13 protein-coding genes are annotated in these 17,295 nt (G+C 73.1%); 4 read left to right on the top strand and 9 right to left on the bottom strand.

Going from position 1 to position 17,295, the window contains the following annotated elements; translation table 11 throughout:
• Positions 1-10 precede the first annotated feature (10 nt).
• Both fxsT and fxsA read right to left on the bottom strand, forming a co-directional pair.
• Positions 11-3,718 (bottom strand): FxSxx-COOH system tetratricopeptide repeat protein, encoded by a 3,708-nt coding sequence (gene fxsT / locus NV263_RS08635; protein WP_263252042.1) that lies wholly within the window; start codon positions 3,716-3,718, stop codon positions 11-13.
• 13 nt (positions 3,719-3,731) lie between these two features.
• Positions 3,732-3,902, bottom strand: a complete 171-nt coding sequence (gene fxsA, locus NV263_RS08630; RefSeq protein ID WP_263254130.1) for an FxSxx-COOH cyclophane-containing RiPP peptide — start codon at positions 3,900-3,902, stop codon at positions 3,732-3,734.
• A gap of 181 nt (positions 3,903-4,083) precedes the next feature.
• Here fxsA and NV263_RS08625 point away from each other — a divergent pair, with 181 nt between their 5' ends.
• The 3 genes from NV263_RS08625 (at position 4,084) to NV263_RS08615 (ending at position 9,275) form a co-directional block, all read left to right on the top strand.
• A complete protein-coding gene (locus NV263_RS08625) occupies positions 4,084-5,223 on the top strand; it encodes an FxsB family cyclophane-forming radical SAM/SPASM peptide maturase (RefSeq protein WP_263252041.1) in 1,140 nt (379 codons plus the stop codon).
• Complete coding sequence (locus NV263_RS08620; RefSeq protein ID WP_263252040.1) at positions 5,220-6,686, top strand: aKG-HExxH-type peptide beta-hydroxylase; 1,467 nt, start codon at positions 5,220-5,222, stop codon at positions 6,684-6,686. The genes NV263_RS08625 and NV263_RS08620 overlap by 4 nt, the downstream gene beginning before the upstream one ends.
• Positions 6,687-6,902: 216 nt before the next feature.
• A complete protein-coding gene (locus tag NV263_RS08615; RefSeq protein ID WP_263252039.1) occupies positions 6,903-9,275 on the top strand; it encodes a Tex family protein in 2,373 nt (790 codons plus the stop codon).
• A gap of 184 nt (positions 9,276-9,459) precedes the next feature.
• Here NV263_RS08615 and NV263_RS08610 read toward each other — a convergent pair whose 3' ends face one another.
• The 6 genes from NV263_RS08610 to NV263_RS08585 form a co-directional block, all read right to left on the bottom strand.
• Positions 9,460-10,203 carry a MerR family transcriptional regulator gene (locus NV263_RS08610; RefSeq protein WP_263252038.1) on the bottom strand — a complete coding sequence of 248 codons (744 nt, stop codon included), beginning with the start codon at positions 10,201-10,203 and terminating at the stop codon, positions 9,460-9,462.
• A 117-nt stretch (positions 10,204-10,320) separates the two neighbouring features.
• Positions 10,321-11,070: a FadR/GntR family transcriptional regulator gene (locus NV263_RS08605; RefSeq protein WP_263252037.1), complete on the bottom strand. Its 750-nt coding sequence runs from the start codon at positions 11,068-11,070 to the stop codon at positions 10,321-10,323.
• A gap of 46 nt (positions 11,071-11,116) precedes the next feature.
• Positions 11,117-11,884 carry a 3-oxoacyl-ACP reductase gene (locus NV263_RS08600; RefSeq protein WP_263252036.1) on the bottom strand — a complete coding sequence of 256 codons (768 nt, stop codon included), beginning with the start codon at positions 11,882-11,884 and terminating at the stop codon, positions 11,117-11,119.
• A gap of 4 nt (positions 11,885-11,888) precedes the next feature.
• Entirely contained in the window at positions 11,889-13,256 is a 1,368-nt protein-coding gene (locus NV263_RS08595; RefSeq protein WP_263252035.1) for an aldehyde dehydrogenase family protein, read from the bottom strand.
• Positions 13,240-13,974 carry a gamma-glutamyl-gamma-aminobutyrate hydrolase family protein gene (locus tag NV263_RS08590; RefSeq protein ID WP_263252034.1) on the bottom strand — a complete coding sequence of 245 codons (735 nt, stop codon included), beginning with the start codon at positions 13,972-13,974 and terminating at the stop codon, positions 13,240-13,242. The genes NV263_RS08595 and NV263_RS08590 overlap by 17 nt, the downstream gene beginning before the upstream one ends.
• On the bottom strand, positions 13,955-15,316 hold the full coding sequence (locus tag NV263_RS08585) for a glutamine synthetase family protein (RefSeq protein ID WP_263252033.1): 1,362 nt from the start codon (positions 15,314-15,316) through the stop codon (positions 13,955-13,957). Before NV263_RS08585 ends, NV263_RS08590 begins: the two co-directional genes overlap by 20 nt.
• Before the next feature lie 239 nt (positions 15,317-15,555).
• Here NV263_RS08585 and eat point away from each other — a divergent pair, with 239 nt between their 5' ends.
• Positions 15,556-16,995: an ethanolamine permease gene (eat, locus tag NV263_RS08580; protein WP_263252032.1), complete on the top strand. Its 1,440-nt coding sequence runs from the start codon at positions 15,556-15,558 to the stop codon at positions 16,993-16,995.
• Here eat and NV263_RS08575 read toward each other — a convergent pair.
• The gene (locus NV263_RS08575; protein ID WP_263252031.1) at positions 16,981-17,190 is read right to left on the bottom strand and encodes a DUF397 domain-containing protein; all 210 of its coding nucleotides are present in this window, start codon (positions 17,188-17,190) and stop codon (positions 16,981-16,983) included. The two genes, eat and NV263_RS08575, sit on opposite strands and share 15 nt — an antisense overlap.
• Positions 17,191-17,295 lie beyond the last annotated feature (105 nt).

The raw sequence follows: 17,295 nt of genomic DNA, 5'->3' as shown, positions 1-17,295 counted from the left end.
GAACACCCCCTCACACGGTCGGCACATCGAGCACCGCTTCCTGCCAGTCATCGGTCTCCAGCCCCAGGTTCCCGGCGGCGAGCTGGGTGTACGGGTGGTCGCGGACCAGGAACTCCAGACCGGTCTCGTACGCCTCCCGCTGCGCGCGCACGGCCGCATCGACCTCGCCGACCGCGGCCAGCGCCCGCGCGTGGTCGAGGTTGGCGGCCACCGTCCACGGGTGCGCCTCGCCGAGCCGGGCGCGCAGCCCGCCGCACGCTTCGTCGATCAACGCGAGCGCCTGCTCGACGTCCCCGCAGCCGCGCAGGAAAATCCCTTGGTCGACCTGGCAGAGCAGGGTGAACGGGTGGAAGGCGCCGAGCGTGCGGCGGTATTCGTCCAGGCAGTCCGCGCCGAGGCGCGCGGCCGTCGCCGAGTCGCCCGTGCCGTGGTGGTCCGCGGCGTAGCTCAGCTTGCACGCCGTGGTGCTGGGGTGCTGCTCGCCGTGCAGCGCGCGGTACGCCCGGAGCGTCTCGGCGTTGCGGTCGCGCGCGGCCACCGCGTCCCCGGAGCGGCGCAGCGCGATCGCCCGCAACCACTGGATCCGCAGTTCGTCGGGGTGGTTGGCCGGGCGGATCGCCAGCACCCGGTCCAGCGCGTCCTTGAGCACCGCGAGCGCCTTCGGGTACCGGCCGAGCTCGCACAGGTAGTTGCCGACCGACGCCGCCGACCACCACACGTCGGGGTGGTCGGGTCCGAACAGCGCGAGCCGCCGCTCCCGGTTCTCCTCCTGCACCTCCAGCGCGGCGGGCAGGTTGCCGACCAGGCACAGCGACCGGGCCAGGTTGTTGGCCGCGCGCAACGTGTCCGGGTGGTCGTCGCCGAGGCTGTCGCGCAGCCCGCGCAACGTCGAGCGGTCCTCGGCCACCGCGTCGTCGAACCGGCCCAGCGCGCGGTACCCGGCCGCGAGTCCGCGCGCGGTCTTCAGCGTGCGCGGGTGCGTGGTGCCCAGCACGCGCCGCTGCTCGGCCAGCACCTCCTCGTCCAGCCGCAGCGCCTCGCCGTGTTCACCGAGGTCGCGGTGCAGGTTGGCGAGCTGGAAACCCAGCCGCAGCCGCAACGCCGCGTCGGGGCCGTCCGCCGACCAGCTCTCCCGCAGCCGGTGGCCGAGGTCGGCGGCGAACCGCCAGGCGTCCGGGCCGCCCCGGGTGTGCAGGTAGCGCAGCTGGTCCACCACCCACCGGCGGACCACCGGGTCGGTGCTGTCCAGCGCGCCGGACGGGACGAGGTGCTTCTGCAGTTCGGCGTGGTCGGCGGCCCGTTCCGGCGGTTCGTCCTCGGCGTCCGACGGCGCGAACGCCGCCAGCCCGCGCAACGCCTCGGCCTGCCGCTCGGCGCGTTCGCCGTCGGACATGAGCCGCCCCACCAGGTCCTGGACCACGCGGTGCACGCGCAGCGTGGGCGGCTGCCGCCAGTCCAGGTCGAACAGGCCGAAGTGCGCGCCGCGCCACAGCACGCGGTCCAGTTCGAGGCTGTCGCGCGCCACCTCCGGCGCGGCCTGCGCCGCGGCCTCCACCACCGGACGGGTGCGCAGCAGCCGCAGCGCCACGCCCTCGGCGGACAGGAACGAGCAGACCTGGCCGATCCGCACCGCGGCGCGCCCGACCGGTTCCTCGCGCAGGGTGTCCAGCAGCACCGCGACGGCGGCGGTCGGGGGGTCCCCGCCGGCCCGGTCCAAGCGCGCGCAGTACTCGGCGGCCGACCAGGCCGCGGACTCCGCGCGGGTGTTGCCGTACCGGGACAGCAGGTCCACGCCCTCCCGGATCCACGCCGCCGCCAACCGCAGCGCCAGCGGCATGTGCTCCACCCGGCGGGCGACCCGCCGCGCGTCCTCCACGGACAGGTCCCGGACCACCCGGCGCAGCATGGTGACGCTGTCCTCGCCGCGGAACCTGCCCAGCACCTTCCCTGCTTCGGCGCGGGTGGTGACCAGGACGTGCCCGTCCGGCACGAGTCCGGACAGCACGTCGGGGTCGTCGGCGCCGTCGAAGACCAGCAACCGGCGTCCGGGCCCGGACAGCACCCGCAGCGCCGCCTCCGCGCTGTCCACCCCGACCGGCGCGCGCAGCTGGGACGCCAGCTCGACCAGCCCCCGGCGCACCGCCCGGCGGTTGTGCGCGGGGATCCACCACACCCAGTCGTAGTCGAAGGCGAACCGGTGGGCGTACTCGCGGGCGAGTTCGCTCTTGCCGATCCCCGCCTCGCCGCACAACGTCCACGGCTCGCCGGAGGAGGCGAAGTGGTCCCGGATCGCCTCGATCTCCGCGGCGCGGCCGACGAATCCCCGGTTGCGCGGCGCGAGGTTGGACCGCGCCGGCCGACTCGCCGGGAAGCGGACCGCGTCCGGGGCGCCGTCGGGCCGGTCGACCAGCGAGAACCGGGCCAACAGCCGGGCGCGGGTGGCGGCCTCGTCGCGCCGGTCCACCGGAATCCGCGGTAGCGAAGCGAAATCGGCGGCCACCTCGTCCTCGGTGACCGGCAGGACCGCGACGTCACCGGGATGCCCGTCGGCGACCAGCCGCCGCACCCGGCGCCCCGCCGCCGACCGGGCCAGGTGCGGGGAAGCCAGCACCAGCACGCTCGCCTGCTCAGGGTCGTCGGAGTCGGCGAACCGCTCGACCCGCGCTCCCGCTGCCTCCAACCGGTCGCGCACCCAGTCGGCCCACGGCCGGTCCGGTGCCGCGTAGGCGAGCATGATCCGCTCCGGCACCGGGGATTCGCCCAGCCCGACCGCACGCCGGTAGCTCTCCCGCACCTTGGACGGGATCTCCGGCGGCAGCCCCGGATCGGCGCCCACGACCGCCCCGGCGAGCCGCCGGTACGCCGCCGGTGCCGGACCGCCCGGCTCGTCGACCAGGGCGGACAGCGTCTCCTCGTAGGCGTCGTGCGGTTGCCACGGGATCTCCACCAGCTCGGCGGACGAGATCCGGCCGTCGGCCCCGCGCTCGGTCGGCAGCGCGCCGAAGGACTCCCGGATCGCTTCCCGCGCCCGCCGCGCCAACCGCTCGTCGCGGTCGTCGACCTGCACCGGCACCCCGACGATCCGCACCCCCACCGACGCCTGGTCCCACACCTCGCGGGCGATCTCCACCGCCCGCGCGATCGCGCCGCGCCGGGGCGGGAAGCAGACCGCGACGGCGTCGCACAGCCGCGCCAGCCGGGTCACGCCCTCCACCGTCATGTCGCCGGGACCGTCGATGAGCACGTAGTCGTAGGAGGTGGACCGGATCGCCTCGCGCAGCAGGGCCACGTCACCGTCCGGTTGCGGGGTGAACCCGGGCACCGGCGTGCCCGGATCGGTCGCGGCCGCCACGTCGATGCGCCCCAGGCCGGCGGGGAGTTCGTAGCGCCGCGCCTCGACGAACGGCGCGGTGCGGCCCCGCCGCGCGGACAGCGCCTCGGCCAGCCGCGGGCCGAGCAGCTCCGCGGACGGCAGCGTTCCGGCGAGGAACGGCCGCAGGTAGTCGTGCACGCGGGGCGGCTCGGTGCCCCAGTCGGCGACCCCGACCCGGTGCCCGGCGGAGGCCAGCACCCAGGCCAGGTTCGACACCACGCCGGTGCGGCCGATGCCCGTGGCGGGCGAGGTGAACGCGACGATCGTCGCCGGCGGATTCCCGGGCGTGGCCGCCGGATCCTCCGTCCGGCGCCCGTCGTCCGCACCCGCGCGCAACCCAGCCACAGGCTCCCCCTGGTCAGATGGTGTTCTGGAACGAGGCGTACTGGTCCGGTGAGGTGCCGTCGTCCTGCAGGATCCGGCGCAGCGACACGGCCAGCGCCGAACTCGGCAGCTCGGCGAGCCGGGCCAGATCGACCTCGGTCAGGTCGATCAGGTCCGACCGCAGATCGGCCTCGCCGTCACCCATGTCCAGCACCGCCCGTTCGTCCTCCAGGACACGACCAACGTTAGTGGATCTAGGCCGCGGCAGGTGGGCAGTGCGCGCACCGCACTCCGTTCGGAGCAGCGCGACCACTGTGGACGCGCCGCACCCGCTGCGTCCGTTCGGCGTAGGGCGGGCACCGGGCGCGCACCTAGAATCAGCGGGCATGGCGCGGCCCGCGCAACGGTTCCTGCGGCAGTTCATCCTCAAGGTCCACAGCCGGTGCGACCTGGCCTGCGACCACTGCTACGTCTACACGATGGCCGACCAGCGGTGGCGGGAGCGGCCGGTGGTGATGTCCCGGCGGACCGCGCGGCAGGCCGCCGACCGGATCGCCGAACACGCCCACGCGCACGGTCTCGCCGGTGTCGACGTGGTGCTGCACGGCGGCGAACCGCTGCTGGCCGGGCCGGACCGGCTGGCGTTCTGCGTGTCGGCGGTCCGCGAGGCGGTCGGGCCGCGCACCGCGGTGCGGGTGGGGCTGCAGACCAACGGACTCCGCCTGGACTCCCGTTTCCTGCGCCTGTTCGGCGAACTCGGGGTCCGCGTCGGCGTCAGCCTGGACGGTTCGCGGCAGGCCCACGACCGGCGCCGCAAGCGCCGCGGCGGGACCGGCAGCTACGCCGCGGTGGCCGAGTCGCTCACCGCGCTGCGCCGCCACCCCGAGGTGTACGGCGGGCTGCTGTGCACCGTCGACGTGCGCAACGACCCGGTCGAGACCTACGAGAGCCTGCTGCGGTTCGACCCGCCCGCGGTGGATTTCCTGCTGCCGAACGGGAACTGGTCGTCCCCGCCGCCCGGCCGGGGCCCGGGCACCACCGCGACCCCGTACGCGGACTGGCTGATCGCGGTGTTCGACCGCTGGTACCGCGCTCCCGTGCGGGAAACCCGGGTGCGGCTGTTCACCGAGGTGCTCCACGTGCTGCTCGGCGGGCAGTCCGCGGTCGAGGGCATCGGCCTGTCCGCACCGCCGATGGCGGTGGTGGAGACCGACGGTTCGATCGAGGCGTCCGACATGCTCACCTCGGCCTACCAGGGCGCGGCCGCGACCGGCTGCCACGTGGCCACCGACTCCTTCGACGACGCGCTGCGCTCGCCCGCGCTGCGGGCGCCGGAAATCGCCCCGGACTGCCGCTCCTGCCGGCTGCACCGGGTGTGCGGAGGTGGTCTGCACGCGCACCGGTACCGGCGCGGCGGCGGTTTCGCCAACCCGTCGGTGTACTGCCCGGATCTGTACCGGCTGATCGGCCACATCCGCGACACCGTCGCCCGGGACGTGGCGCGGCTGCGGGAAGAACCGGCGTGACGGCGCGGCACCGGATCCCCGGCGAGGTGTTCGCGGCGCTGGCCCGGGGCGGCGGCGGGCCGGAGGCGATCCGGCTGCTGGCCGACGCGCGCCGCAGCAAGACCCTGTTGCTGCTGCGCGCGATCCTCGACCTCGCCGACGCCACCGGACATCCGGGCGCCCGCCTGACGCGGTGCGCCTTCCGCGCGCTCGGCGAGGTGGAGCGCCGCGCGCCGCGCGCCGTCGCCGACGTGGTCGGATATCCGCACGTCGGCGCGTGGGCGTTGCGGACCGCCCTGCGGCTGGACGCGGGGCGCACCGAGGAGGCCGAGCCGGAACGCCTCGCGCACGTCGCCGCCGCGGCGGCGTGGCGCGGCGGTGTCGACGTGCCCGTCGAACTCCCGCCCGCCGAGTCGGTGGCGCTGCCGTCGGTCGGGGTGGCGACGTTGCCCGCACCCCCGTGCGGACCGGTGCACCTGGTCGCCGGGACGCTCACCGACGGGCGCACGACCGCGCAGCTGGGCTCGGGCCCCGGCTGGCGGGGCCTCGACCGGATCCGCGCCGAGCACGACGGCCTGCGCCTGGACCTCGCCGTCGACGGGCTCGGCGACCGCCCCGTGCCCGACAACGTGGCCGTGGAACCTGCCCTCCCGTCACCCGACCACCACCCCCCACGGAAGCGCCTGCGCGCCACCGACAACCCGTCACCCGACCACCACCCCCCACGGAAGCGCCTGCGCGCCACCGACAACCCGTCACCCGACCACCACCCCCCACGGAAGCGCCTGCGCGCCACCGACAACCCGTCACCCGACCACCACCCCCCACCGAGGCGCCCACGCGCCACTGGTTCGGCTCGCCGCGACCTGTGGCAGCGCCGCCTCGCCGAGGGTTGGCGGCACCTGGTGCGGTGGCACCGGCCGGTCGCCGAGGAGGTCGCGGCGGCGCTGCGGGTGCTGACTCCGCTGGTGAATTCGTCGACGGGCCAGGTCAGCGCCACCTTCAACGACCTGTTCGGGTGCGTGGCGATGTCGTTGCCCGACGACGCCCGGTCCGCCGCCCTCACCCTCGCGCACGAGGTGCAGCACACCAAGCTGGCGGCGCTGATCGACCTGGTGCCGCTGCTCGCCCCGGACGACGGCGTCCGCTTCTACGCCCCGTGGCGCGAGGACCCGCGCCCGGCCGCCGGGCTGCTGCAGGGCATCTACGCGCACCTCGGCGTCACCGGCTTCTGGCGCCGCGAGCGGCCGGACCGGCGCGCCGACACCGAGTTCGCGCGCTGGCGCACCGCCACCCGCGACGCCGCCCGCACCCTCGCCGAGCACGGCGATCTCACCGGTGCGGGCCGCGACTTCCTGGCCCACCTGCTGCCCGTGCTCCAGTCCTGGTGCGACGACGAGGTCTCCCCCGCTGCCCAGGCGGAAGCCGAGCGCCTCGCGGCCGAACACCGGCGCCGCTGGCTGGCCCGCAACCGCCCGTCCTGACCGCACTGGTCTCCCGCGGCGGTGCGTGACCGGCCGTTCCCGTTGCGCGACAACGCCGGTCGCCCCGCACCGATCAGCCGCGCGGAGTGACCGCCCCGCCCCGGTCCGCGACCGGCCCGACACGCCGACGCACGTCGGGACCAGGGCGACGTGCGGCGTCCGGCAGAATGCGGGGCCGGATCTGGCGAAGATCGCAACAGAAGGCGGATCAGCATCGTGACGACATCGGTTCACCAGAAGATCGCCGAGGAACTCGGCGTCCGCGAGCGACAGGTGGAGGCCGCCGTCGACCTGCTCGACGGCGGGGCGACCGTGCCGTTCATCGCGCGCTACCGCAAGGAGGTGACCGGCGCGCTCGACGACGCCCAGCTGCGCACGCTGGAAGAGCGGTTGCACTACCTGCGCGAGCTGGACGAGCGGCGGAGCACGGTGCTGGAGTCGATCCGCTCGCAGGGCAAGCTCACCGAGGAGTTGGAGGCGCGGATCCGCGCCGCCGACTCCAAGGCGCGGCTGGAGGACATCTACCTGCCCTACAAGCCCAAGCGGCGCACCAAGGCGCAGATCGCCATCGAGGCCGGTCTGCAGCCGCTGGCCGACCGGCTGCTGGCCGATCCGAGCCTGGACCCCGAGCAGGAGGCGGCCGGTTTCGTCGACGCCGACAAGGGCGTCGCGGACGCCGCCGGTGCGCTGGAGGGCGCCCGGTCGATCCTCGTCGAGCGGTTCTCCGAGGACGCCGACCTGATCGGCGAACTTCGCGAGCGGATGTGGACGCGCGGCCGCATGGTGTCCCGGGTGCGCGACGGCAAGCAGGACGAGGGCGCGAAGTTCGCCGACTACTTCGAGTTCTCCGAGGCGTTCACCGATCTGCCCTCGCACCGGGTGCTCGCCCTGCTGCGCGGCGAGAAGGAGGAGGTCCTGGACCTGTCGCTGGAGCCGGACGACGGCACCGCGCAGGAGGAGGGGCCCACGGAGTACGAGCGGATGGTCGCGCAGCGCTTCGACATCGCCGACCGCGGCCGCCCGGCCGACCGGTGGTTGTCCGGTGTGGTGCGCTGGGCGTGGCGGACCCGCATCCTGACCCGGCTGAGCGTCGACCTCCGACTGCGCCTGCGGCAGAACGCCGAGGACGAGGCGGTCCGCGTGTTCGCCGCGAACCTGCGCGACCTGCTGCTGGCCGCGCCCGCCGGGACCCGGCCGACGATGGGCCTGGACCCGGGCTACCGCACCGGCGTCAAGGTCGCGGTCGTCGACGGCACCGGCAAGCTCGCCGCCACCGAGACGATCTACCCGCACCAGCCGCAGCGCCGGTGGGACGAGGCGCTCGACGTCCTGGCCCGGCTGGCCGCGCAGCACGGCGTGGAGCTGATCGCGATCGGCAACGGCACCGCGTCCCGGGAGACCGACAAGCTCGCCGGTGACCTCATCGGCAAGCACCCCGAGCTGGGCCTGACGAAGATCTCGGTGTCCGAGGCGGGCGCGTCGGTCTACTCGGCCTCCGCCTACGCCTCCCGGGAACTGCCGGACCTCGACGTCTCGCTGCGGGGCGCGGTGTCGATCGCCCGGCGCCTGCAGGACCCGCTGGCCGAGCTGGTCAAGATCGACCCCAAGTCCATCGGCGTGGGCCAGTACCAGCACGACGTGTCCGAGGCGAAGCTGTCCCGCTCGCTCGACGCGGTCGTCGAGGACGCGGTGAACGCGGTCGGCGTCGACGTCAACACCGCCTCCGCACCCCTGCTCACCCGGGTTTCCGGTATCAGCGAGGGGCTGGCCGAGAACATCGTGCAGCACCGCGACGACAACGGGCCGTTCCGCACCCGCCAGGCGCTCAAGGACGTCGCGCGGCTGGGCCCGAAGGCGTTCGAGCAGTGCGCCGGCTTCCTGCGGATCCCGGACGGCGACGACCCGCTCGACGCCTCGGCCGTGCACCCGGAGGCGTACCCGGTGGTGCACCGCATCCTGGACGCCACCGGCAGTGGGATCACCGAGATCATCGGCAACGGCAGGGCGCTGCGGTCGTTGCGGCCGCAGGACTTCGTCGACGACACGTTCGGCCTGCCGACGGTCAGCGACATCCTCGCCGAGCTGGAGAAGCCGGGCCGCGACCCCCGGCCGGAATTCAAGACCGCGGCGTTCGCCGAAGGCGTCGAGACGCTGGCGGACCTCGAACCGGGCATGACCCTGGAGGGCGTGGTCACCAACGTCGCCGCGTTCGGCGCGTTCGTCGACATCGGCGTCCACCAGGACGGCCTGGTGCACGTCTCGGCGATGTCGAAGAACTTCGTCAACGACCCGCGCGACGTGGTCAAGTCCGGGGACATCGTCCGCGTCAAGGTCCTCGACGTGGACACCCAGCGCAAGCGCATCTCGCTGACGCTGCGCCTGGACGACGACGCCTCCGGCGGCGGTCGCGCGGAGCGCGGCGGCAACGGCGGCGGTGGTCGCGGTGGCAAGAACAGCGGCAAGGGCGGTGGCAACGGCGGCGGTCGCGGCGGCCAGCGCCCGCGCGGCGGCCAGCAGCGCAAGCAGCGCCAGGAACCGTCCGGCGCGCTGGCGGACGCCCTCCGCCGAGCGGGCTTCGGCACCAACTGACCACACCGGCGAAACGGCCGCTCGGGTCGCGCGACCCGAGCGGCCGTTTCTCGGGCGCGAACGCCGGGGGCGCCGGGCTTCGAACCTGGTTCCCGGAACGGGCACGGCAAGCGGCGTCAACCGCTTTCCCTTCCGCCAGGGCGGTTCCGGCACCACCACGCACAACGAGTTCGACGGCGGGTGCTCAGGACGCCTGGCCGGGTTCGTGGCCTTCGCCGACGAGTTCGACGAGCCGGTCGCCGAGCACCTGCGGGATGACGCGTTCGGCGGAGCGCGCCGCCGCCGCGTGCAGCGCGGACATCACCAGCGGCCGCAGCCTGCGCAGCACGTCGGAGTAGTAGGGGATCTCGTCGGCGTCGGGCACCGCCCGGGTCAGCACGTGCTTGCGGACGACCTCGACGAGCAGCCCGGCGACGTGGTCGATGTCGTCCTGCAACTGGTCCGCCAGGTCGATGACCTCGTCGAGCGGCACGCCGAGCCCGACGAGTTCCGCCCCGGCTTCCAGCAGCCGCGGGCTGGGTGCGACGTACCGCCGTCCGCTGCGTTCCAGCATCCCGAGTTCGACCGCCCGCGCGATGTTGTCCTCGGTGAGCTCGTCGCCGAACAGCTCGCGCAGTTCGGCGGTGGTCACCGCGCGCGGCGCCTCGTCGGCCCAGGAAGCGCCCACCTCTTCCTCCAGGCCGAGCACGTCGGCGAGGCTGCGACCGGCCGCCCACGCGGACAGCATCTCCTTGATCTGCGCGAACGCGTAACCGCGCTCCAGCATGTTGATGATCAGCCGCAGCCGTACCAGGTGCGCGTCGGAGTAGATCGCCGCGCGCCCGCTCCGCCGCGGCGGTGGCAGCAGCCCGCGGTCCTGGTAGACGCGCACGTTGCGCACGGTCGTTCCCGCAGCCCGGGCCAGGTCGTCGATCCGGTATTCCGCCACTCGCCGAAGTCTAGTTCGCCAGTTCGAAGAACACCGGAACCAGCCACCCCTTCAGCGCCGCGGCCGCCCGTCCGGGCAACCCGACGTGCCACGCACGACGAGTCCACCGACGGGCTCTCAGGACAGGAAGCCCCGGAGGAGCGAGGCGGTGCCGTCGAGGTGTTCGGCCATGCTGCGGCGCGCCGCATCGGGGTCGCCGTCGAGGATGGCGCGCACGACCTCCTCGTGCTGTTCGTTGGAGTGCACGATGTTGCGCTCCAGCAGGGGTATCGCGTCGAGGAGTTCGTTGAGCCGCATCCGCACGTCGGCCACCGCGGAGGTCAGCGACGCCGAGCCGGTGAGCTCCGCGATGGCCAGGTGCAGGCGGGAGTCCATCCGCCGGTAGTTCTGCAGTTCCGCGTTGCCCGCGTTGGACAGCAGCGACACCAGGTGCGCCCGTTCGGCCTCGCCGAGATCGCGGGCGGCGGCCATCTCGGCGGCACCGGTTTCCAGCACGTGCCGGTGGGTCAGGGCGTCGTGCAGGTCGACGCCCATCTCGCGGGCGATCCGGCGCGGCCCCTTGCGGGTCGAGCGGGGCGGTTCGACGTTGACGAAGGTCCCGCCGTACCGGCCGCGGCGGGACTCCACGTAACCCGCCTCCTGCAACGCGCGGATGGCCTCCCGCAGCGTGACCCGGCTGACCTTGAGCCGGGTGGCCAGTTCCCGCTCGGCGGGCAGCCGCTCGCCGGGCGCCACCACGCCGAGCCGGATGGCCTGCAGCAGCCGTTCCACGGTCTCCTCGAACGCGTTGCCGGTGCGCACGGCGCGGAACAACGCGTCGCTCGCCCGGTCCTGCAGGACGAGGGGTTCGTCTCCGCTGCTGGTCAACTCGTCACTCCCGAGACAGTGTCCCCGGCGACGATACGCGCACCGGTCACAGCGGCGTGACGTAGGCGCCGGAGATGCCACCGTCCACGAGGAACTGCGAGGCCGTGACGAACGAGGCGTCGTCGCTGGCCAGGAACGTGACCGCGGCGGCGATCTCGTCGGCCTCGGCGAAGCGACCCATGGGCACGTGCACCAGCCGCCGCTGGGCCCGCTCCGGGTCCTTGGCGAACAACTCCTGCAGCAGCGGGGTGTTCACCGGTCCCGGGCACAGCGCGTTGACCCGGATCCCCTCGCGGGCGAACTGCACGCCGAGTTCCCGCGACAGCGACAGCACCCCGCCTTTGCTGGCGGTGTAGGAGATCTGCGAGGTCGCCGCGCCCATGACGGCCACGAACGACGCGGTGTTGATGATCGACCCCTTGCCCTGCCGCCGCATGTACGGGATGGCGTGCTTGCAGCACAGGTAGACCGAGGTGAGGTTGACCTCCTGCACCCGGCGCCACGCGTCGAGGTCGGTGTCCAGGATGGAGTCGTCGTCGGGCGGGGAGATCCCCGCGTTGTTGAAGGCGATGTCCACCGACCCGTACCGGTCGTGCACCTCGGCGAACAGGCCCGCGACCGCGTCGGGGTCGGTGACGTCGGCGGCGACGAACGTCCCGCCGACCTCGTCGGCGGCGCGCTTGCCGGTGTCCTGGTCGATGTCGACGATCGCGACCTTGGCCCCCTCGGAGGCGAAGCGCCGCGCGGTGGCCAGGCCGATGCCGCTGCCGCCGCCGGTGATGACGGCCACGCGGTCCTGCAGACGTCCGGTCATGTCCTCACTCCTCGGTGCTGATGAACACGTTCTTGGTCTCGGTGAACGCGGCGGCGGCGTCGGGGCCGAGCTCCCGGCCGAGGCCGGAGCGCTTGAACCCGCCGAACGGCGTGCTGTGCCGCACGGACGCGTGCGAGTTGACCGACAGGTTCCCGGCCTCCACGGCGCGGGAGACCCGCAGCGCCCGCCCGGTGTCGCGGGTCCAGATCGACCCGGACAGCCCGTAGTCGGTGTCGTTGGCGATGCGCACCGCGTCGGCCTCGTCGTCGAACGGCACGACGGTGACGACCGGCCCGAAGATCTCCTCGGTGAAGGCCGGGTCGGTGACCTCGACCGGCGCGAGGACCGTGGGCGGGAACCAGAAACCGGGCCCGTCCGGCGCCTCGCCCCGGAACGCGACCGGCGCCCCGTCCGGCACGTAACCGGCGACCTTCTCGCGGTGCGCGGCGGAGATCAGCGGCCCCATCTCGGTCTTCTCGTCGTTCGGGTCGCCGACCACGACCCCGCGCACCGCCGGTTCCAGCAGTTCCATGAAGCGGTCGTGCACCGAGCGCTGCACGAGGATGCGGGACCGCGCGCAGCAGTCCTGCCCCGCGTTGTCGAACACGCCGTAGGGGGCGGTGGCCGCGGCCCGCTCCAGGTCCGCGTCGGCGAAGACGATGTTGGCGCTCTTGCCGCCGAGTTCCAGCGTCACCCGCTTCACCTGCTGCGCGCAGCCCGCCATGATCCGGGTGCCGACGCGGGTCGAGCCGGTGAACACGACCTTGCGCACGTCGGGGTGGGTGACGAACCGTTCGCCGACCACCGGGCCCGCGCCGGGCAGGACCTGGAGCAGTCCCTCGGGAAGTCCGGCTTCCAGCGCGAGTTCACCGAGGCGCAGCGCGGTGAGCGGGGTGAGTTCGGCGGGTTTGAGCAGCACGGCGTTGCCGGCGGCCAGCGCGGGGGCGAAGCCCCATCCGGCGATCGGCATCGGGAAGTTCCACGGCACGATGACGCCGACCACGCCGAGCGGTTCCTGGAAGGTCACGTCGATCCCGCCCGCGACCGGGATCTGCCGCCCGAACAGCCGTTCCGGCGCCGCCGCGTAGTACTCCAGCACGTCGCGGACGTTGGCCGCCTCGCCGCGCGCGTTGCCGATGGTGTGCCCGGAGTTGCGGACCTCCAGCCGCGCCAGGTTCTCGACGTCGCCGTCCACGGCGTCGGCGAACCGGCGCAGCAGCCGGGCGCGGTCGGCCGGTGCCAGCGCGGCCCAGGTGCGCTGGGCGCGCACCGCCTTCGCGACGGCCTCGTCGGTCTCGGCCACCGAGCACAGCCGCACGGTCTCCACGACCTGTTCGGTCGCGGGGTTGATCACGTCATGCGCGGTGTTCACCGCGTACCTCCTTCGCCGCGGCGACCAGCGCCGCGAACAGCCGGTTGTCCACTGCGTCCTGTTCCGGGTGCCACTGCACGCCGATGGCGAAGCGGTGGCCGGGCAGCTCGACCGCCTCGACCGTGCCGTCCTCGGCCCGCGCCACCACTTCCAGTCCCCGCCCGATCTCGTCGATGGCCTGGTGGTGGTAGCAGGGCACGCCGACCCGCTCGCCCAGCACCGCAGCGAGGCGGGTCCGCGGTCGGACCCGCACCTCGCTGGTGCCGAATTCCGCGGGAGCGGGCTGATGTCGCCGGTGGCGCACCGAATCCGGCAGGTGCTGGTGCAACGTGCCGCCGAGCGCCACGTTGAGCACCTGGGCTCCCCGGCACACCCCGAGCACCGGGGTCCCGCGCCGCAGCGCGCACCGGATCAGCTCCTCCTCCCAGACGTCCCGGTGCGGTTGCACCGGTCCGAGCGCGGGATGCGCGGACCGCCCGTACCGCGCGGGATCGACGTCGGCACCACCGGCTATCACCACGGCATCCACAGTGGACACCGCGGTGTCGGCGGAGTCCGGCAGCACGGGGAGCATCACCGGCATGCCGCCCGCCCGGTGCACGCCGCTGACGTAGACGTACGGCAGCAGCGCGGCTTCCCGGTTCCAGACGCCCCAGCTGGCCTGCTCGACGTAGGTGCTGATGCCGACGACCGGGCGGTCACAGCCGTTCGAAACCACGGATCCGCTCCCAGTCGGTGACGGCCGAGTCGAACGCGTCCAGTTCGACGCGCGCGGCGTTGACGTAGTGGTCCACGACGTCGCGGCCGAACGCCTCGGCCGCGATCTTGCTGTCCGCCAGCAGCCCGGCGGCCTGCCGCAACGTCGTCGGCACGCCGTCCTTGTCCGCCGTGTAGGCGTTGCCTTCCAGCATCGGTTCGAGCGGTAATTCCTCGGTGATCCCGTGGAGTCCGGCCGCCAGCAACGCGGCGACCGCGAGGTAGGGGTTCACGTCCCCGCCGGGGACGCGGTTCTCCACGCGCAGGCCCTCGCCGTGCCCGACCACGCGCAGCGCGCAGGTGCGGTTGTCGCGCCCCCACGCGACCTGGGTCGGGGCGAAGCTGCCGGGCGCGAAACGCTTGTAGGAGTTGATGTTCGGCGCCAGGAAGTAGGTGAACTCCGGCAGGCACGCGAGCTGCCCGGCGATGAAGTGCTCCATGAGCGGCGAGAACCCGTACCGGCCGGCACCGGGCATCGCGGAGCCGTCGGCGTCGCGCAGGCTGACGTGGATGTGGCAGGAGTTGCCCTCCCGCTGGTCGTACTTGGCCATGAAGCTGAGGCTCATGCCCTCCTGCGCGGCGATCTCCTTGGCGCCGTTCTTGTAGAGCGCGTGGTTGTCGCAACTGGCCAACGCCTCGTCGTAGCGGATGGCGATCTCGTGCTGGCCGAGGTTGCACTCCCCCTTGGCGGACTCGACGTAGAGCCCGGCCCCGGTCATGTCGTTGCGGATGCGGCGCAGCAGCCGTTCTATCCTGCCGGTCCCGGCGATGGAGTAGTCCACATTGTACTGATTGGCCGGGGTCAACCCGTGGTAGCGCTTGTCCCACGCCTGCTCGTAGCTGTCCCGGAAGACCAGGAACTCCAACTCGGTTCCGACGAACGCGCGCAGGCCGAGTTCGGCGAGGCGGTCCAGCTGCTTGCGCAGCACCTGGCGCGGCGACGGGGCGACGGGTTCGCCCGAGTGCCACAGCACGTCGCACAGCACCAGCGCGGTGGCCTCCTGCCACGGGACCAGGCGCAGCGTCCCGAGATCCGGGCGCAGCACGAAGTCGCCGTAGCCGGTCTCCCAGGACGTCATCGCGTATCCGTCCACAGTGGCCATGTCGACGTCCACCGCGAGCAGGTAGTTGCACGCCTCGGTGCCGTGGGCGAGGACCTGGTCCAGGAAGTAGCGCCCGGAGCAGCGCTTGCCCTGCAACCGGCCCTGCATGTCGGTCAACGCGACCACGACGGTGTCGACCTCGCCGGTCTCGACCTTCTCGCGCAGGCGGTCCACGGTCAACGGCGGTTCGCTGCTCAGCACCGGTGACTCCCTCCGACCGGCGCGCGCCGGTCACCATTGGTATGGGAACAGACCTTTGAGGGCACTCATGGAAGCAGCAGCCCCGACCGCTGTCAACAGCGCGCTCCGCCGGAAATCCGGGCGCAACATCAACTTCAGCGGAACGGGTATTGACATCCCCCGCCGAGCGCAGCACTCTGCTCGACCAACCAATGGTCCACGGCCATACCAATGTGGTACCCGCTCGGAAGGACCCTCTCGTGACCGGAAAACGACGCCAGGTCGGCTACGAGCACGCCGGCGGCGACTACCTGCGGAACCGGCAGCTCAAACGAGGCGCGGCGGGCTGGGTGCTGCTCGCCGGGCTCGGCGTGTCCTACGTGATCTCGGGCGACTTCGCCGGGTGGAACTACGGCCTGGCCCAGGGCGGCTGGGGTGGCCTGCTGCTGGCCACCGCCCTGATGGCGGCGATGTACACCTGCATGGTCTTCGGCCTCGCCGAAATGGCTTCGGCGCTGCCGGTGGCCGGGGCGGGGTACGGTTTCGCCCGGCGCGCTCTCGGCCCGCTCGGCGGATTCGCCACCGGCACCGCGATCCTCATCGAGTACTCGATCGCCCCGGCGGCCATCGCGGTGTTCATCGGCGGTTACGTCGAATCGCTCGGGTTGTTCGGGTTGACCAACGGCTGGCCGGTCTACCTGGCGTGCTTCGTCGTCTTCATCGGCATCCACATCTACGGGGTCGGCGAGGCGCTGCGGCTGATGTTCGCCATCACCGCGGTCGCGGTGGTCGCGCTGGTCGCCTTCGCCGTCGGCATGATCCCGGAGTTCTCGGTGGCCAAGCTGTTCGACATCGCGCCCGGCACCGGACTGGGCGCGAGCCACTTCCTGCCGCACGGCTACGCCGGGGTGCTGGCCTCGCTGGTGTACGGCATCTGGTTCTTCCTGGCGGTGGAAGGAGTTCCGCTGGCCGCCGAGGAGGCGCGCGACCCGCGCCGGGACATGCCGCGCGGCATCATCGCGGCGATCAGCGTGCTGCTGGTGTTCGCCGCGACGATCCTGCTGCTCGCCCCGGGCGGGGCGGGCTCGTCGGCGATCGCGGGTGCCGACAACCCGCTGCCCGCGGCGGTCCGCGCCGCAGCGGGCGGCGACAGCGCACTGGCCGAGGTGGTCAACTACGTCGGCCTGGCCGGTCTGGTCGCGAGCTTCTTCTCCATCGTCTACGCCTCGTCGCGCCAGCTGTTCGCCCTCTCCCGGGCGGGGTACCTGCCCCGCTGGCTGTCGGTCACCGGCACCCGCAAGACGCCCTACCTCGCGCTGATCGTCCCCGGCTGCATCGGGTTCGCGCTGGCCACCGCGACCGGCGACGGCGCGCTGCTGATCAACATCGCGGTCTTCGGAGCCACCGTGTCGTACGTGCTGCTGAACCTCTCGCACATCGTGCTCCGCTTCCGCGAACCGGCGCTGGGCCGCCCCTACCGCACGCCCGGCGGCGTCGTGACCACCACGATCGCCCTGGTCCTGGCGCTGGCGGCGGTCGTGGCCACGTTCTTCGTCGACGAGGTGGCGGCGGGCATCACGGCCGCGATCTTCCTGGCCGCCCTGGCGTACTTCTGGTTCCACAGCCGCCACCACCTCGTCGCCAACGCCCCCGAGGAGGAGTTCGCCGCGGTCGAAGCGGCCGAGTCAGAACTGACCTGAGCCGAACCGGCCGCACCGGACGGCGGCGAGGAAAGCCGACCACTGGGCCGCGGTGGCGACGAAGAACCCGCCGCCGCGGTCCTTGGTGTCGCGCACCGCGGCCCCGCCGTCGGCCGTCCGACCGACCTCGACGCAGCTGCTGTTGGGCCCGGAATAGCTGGACTTCCGCCACCCGGAGGCCGACCTCGACGTCATCGCCGCTCCCCCTCCATCTCGTCGCGAATCCCGCATCGATCGTCTCACCGGATCGTTCGCCTTCGCATTTTTCGCATGTCCCCACCGCCCGGAATGCGAGCCGCT

Origin of the sequence: Saccharopolyspora rosea, assembly GCF_025643595.1 — a bacterium.
Lineage (GTDB): Bacteria > Actinomycetota > Actinomycetes > Mycobacteriales > Pseudonocardiaceae > Saccharopolyspora > Saccharopolyspora rosea.
This window is presented reverse-complemented; position numbering and strand designations above follow the sequence as displayed.

Coding starts and splice junctions, on each gene's coding strand:
- fxsA (WP_263254130.1), bottom strand. CDS start 3,902: ATGGGTGACGGCGAGGCCGATCTGCGGTCGGACCTGATCGACCTGACC.
- NV263_RS08625 (WP_263252041.1), top strand. CDS start 4,084: ATGGCGCGGCCCGCGCAACGGTTCCTGCGGCAGTTCATCCTCAAGGTC.
- NV263_RS08600 (WP_263252036.1), bottom strand. CDS start 11,884: ATGACCGGACGTCTGCAGGACCGCGTGGCCGTCATCACCGGCGGCGGC.
- NV263_RS08575 (WP_263252031.1), bottom strand. CDS start 17,190: ATGACGTCGAGGTCGGCCTCCGGGTGGCGGAAGTCCAGCTATTCCGGG.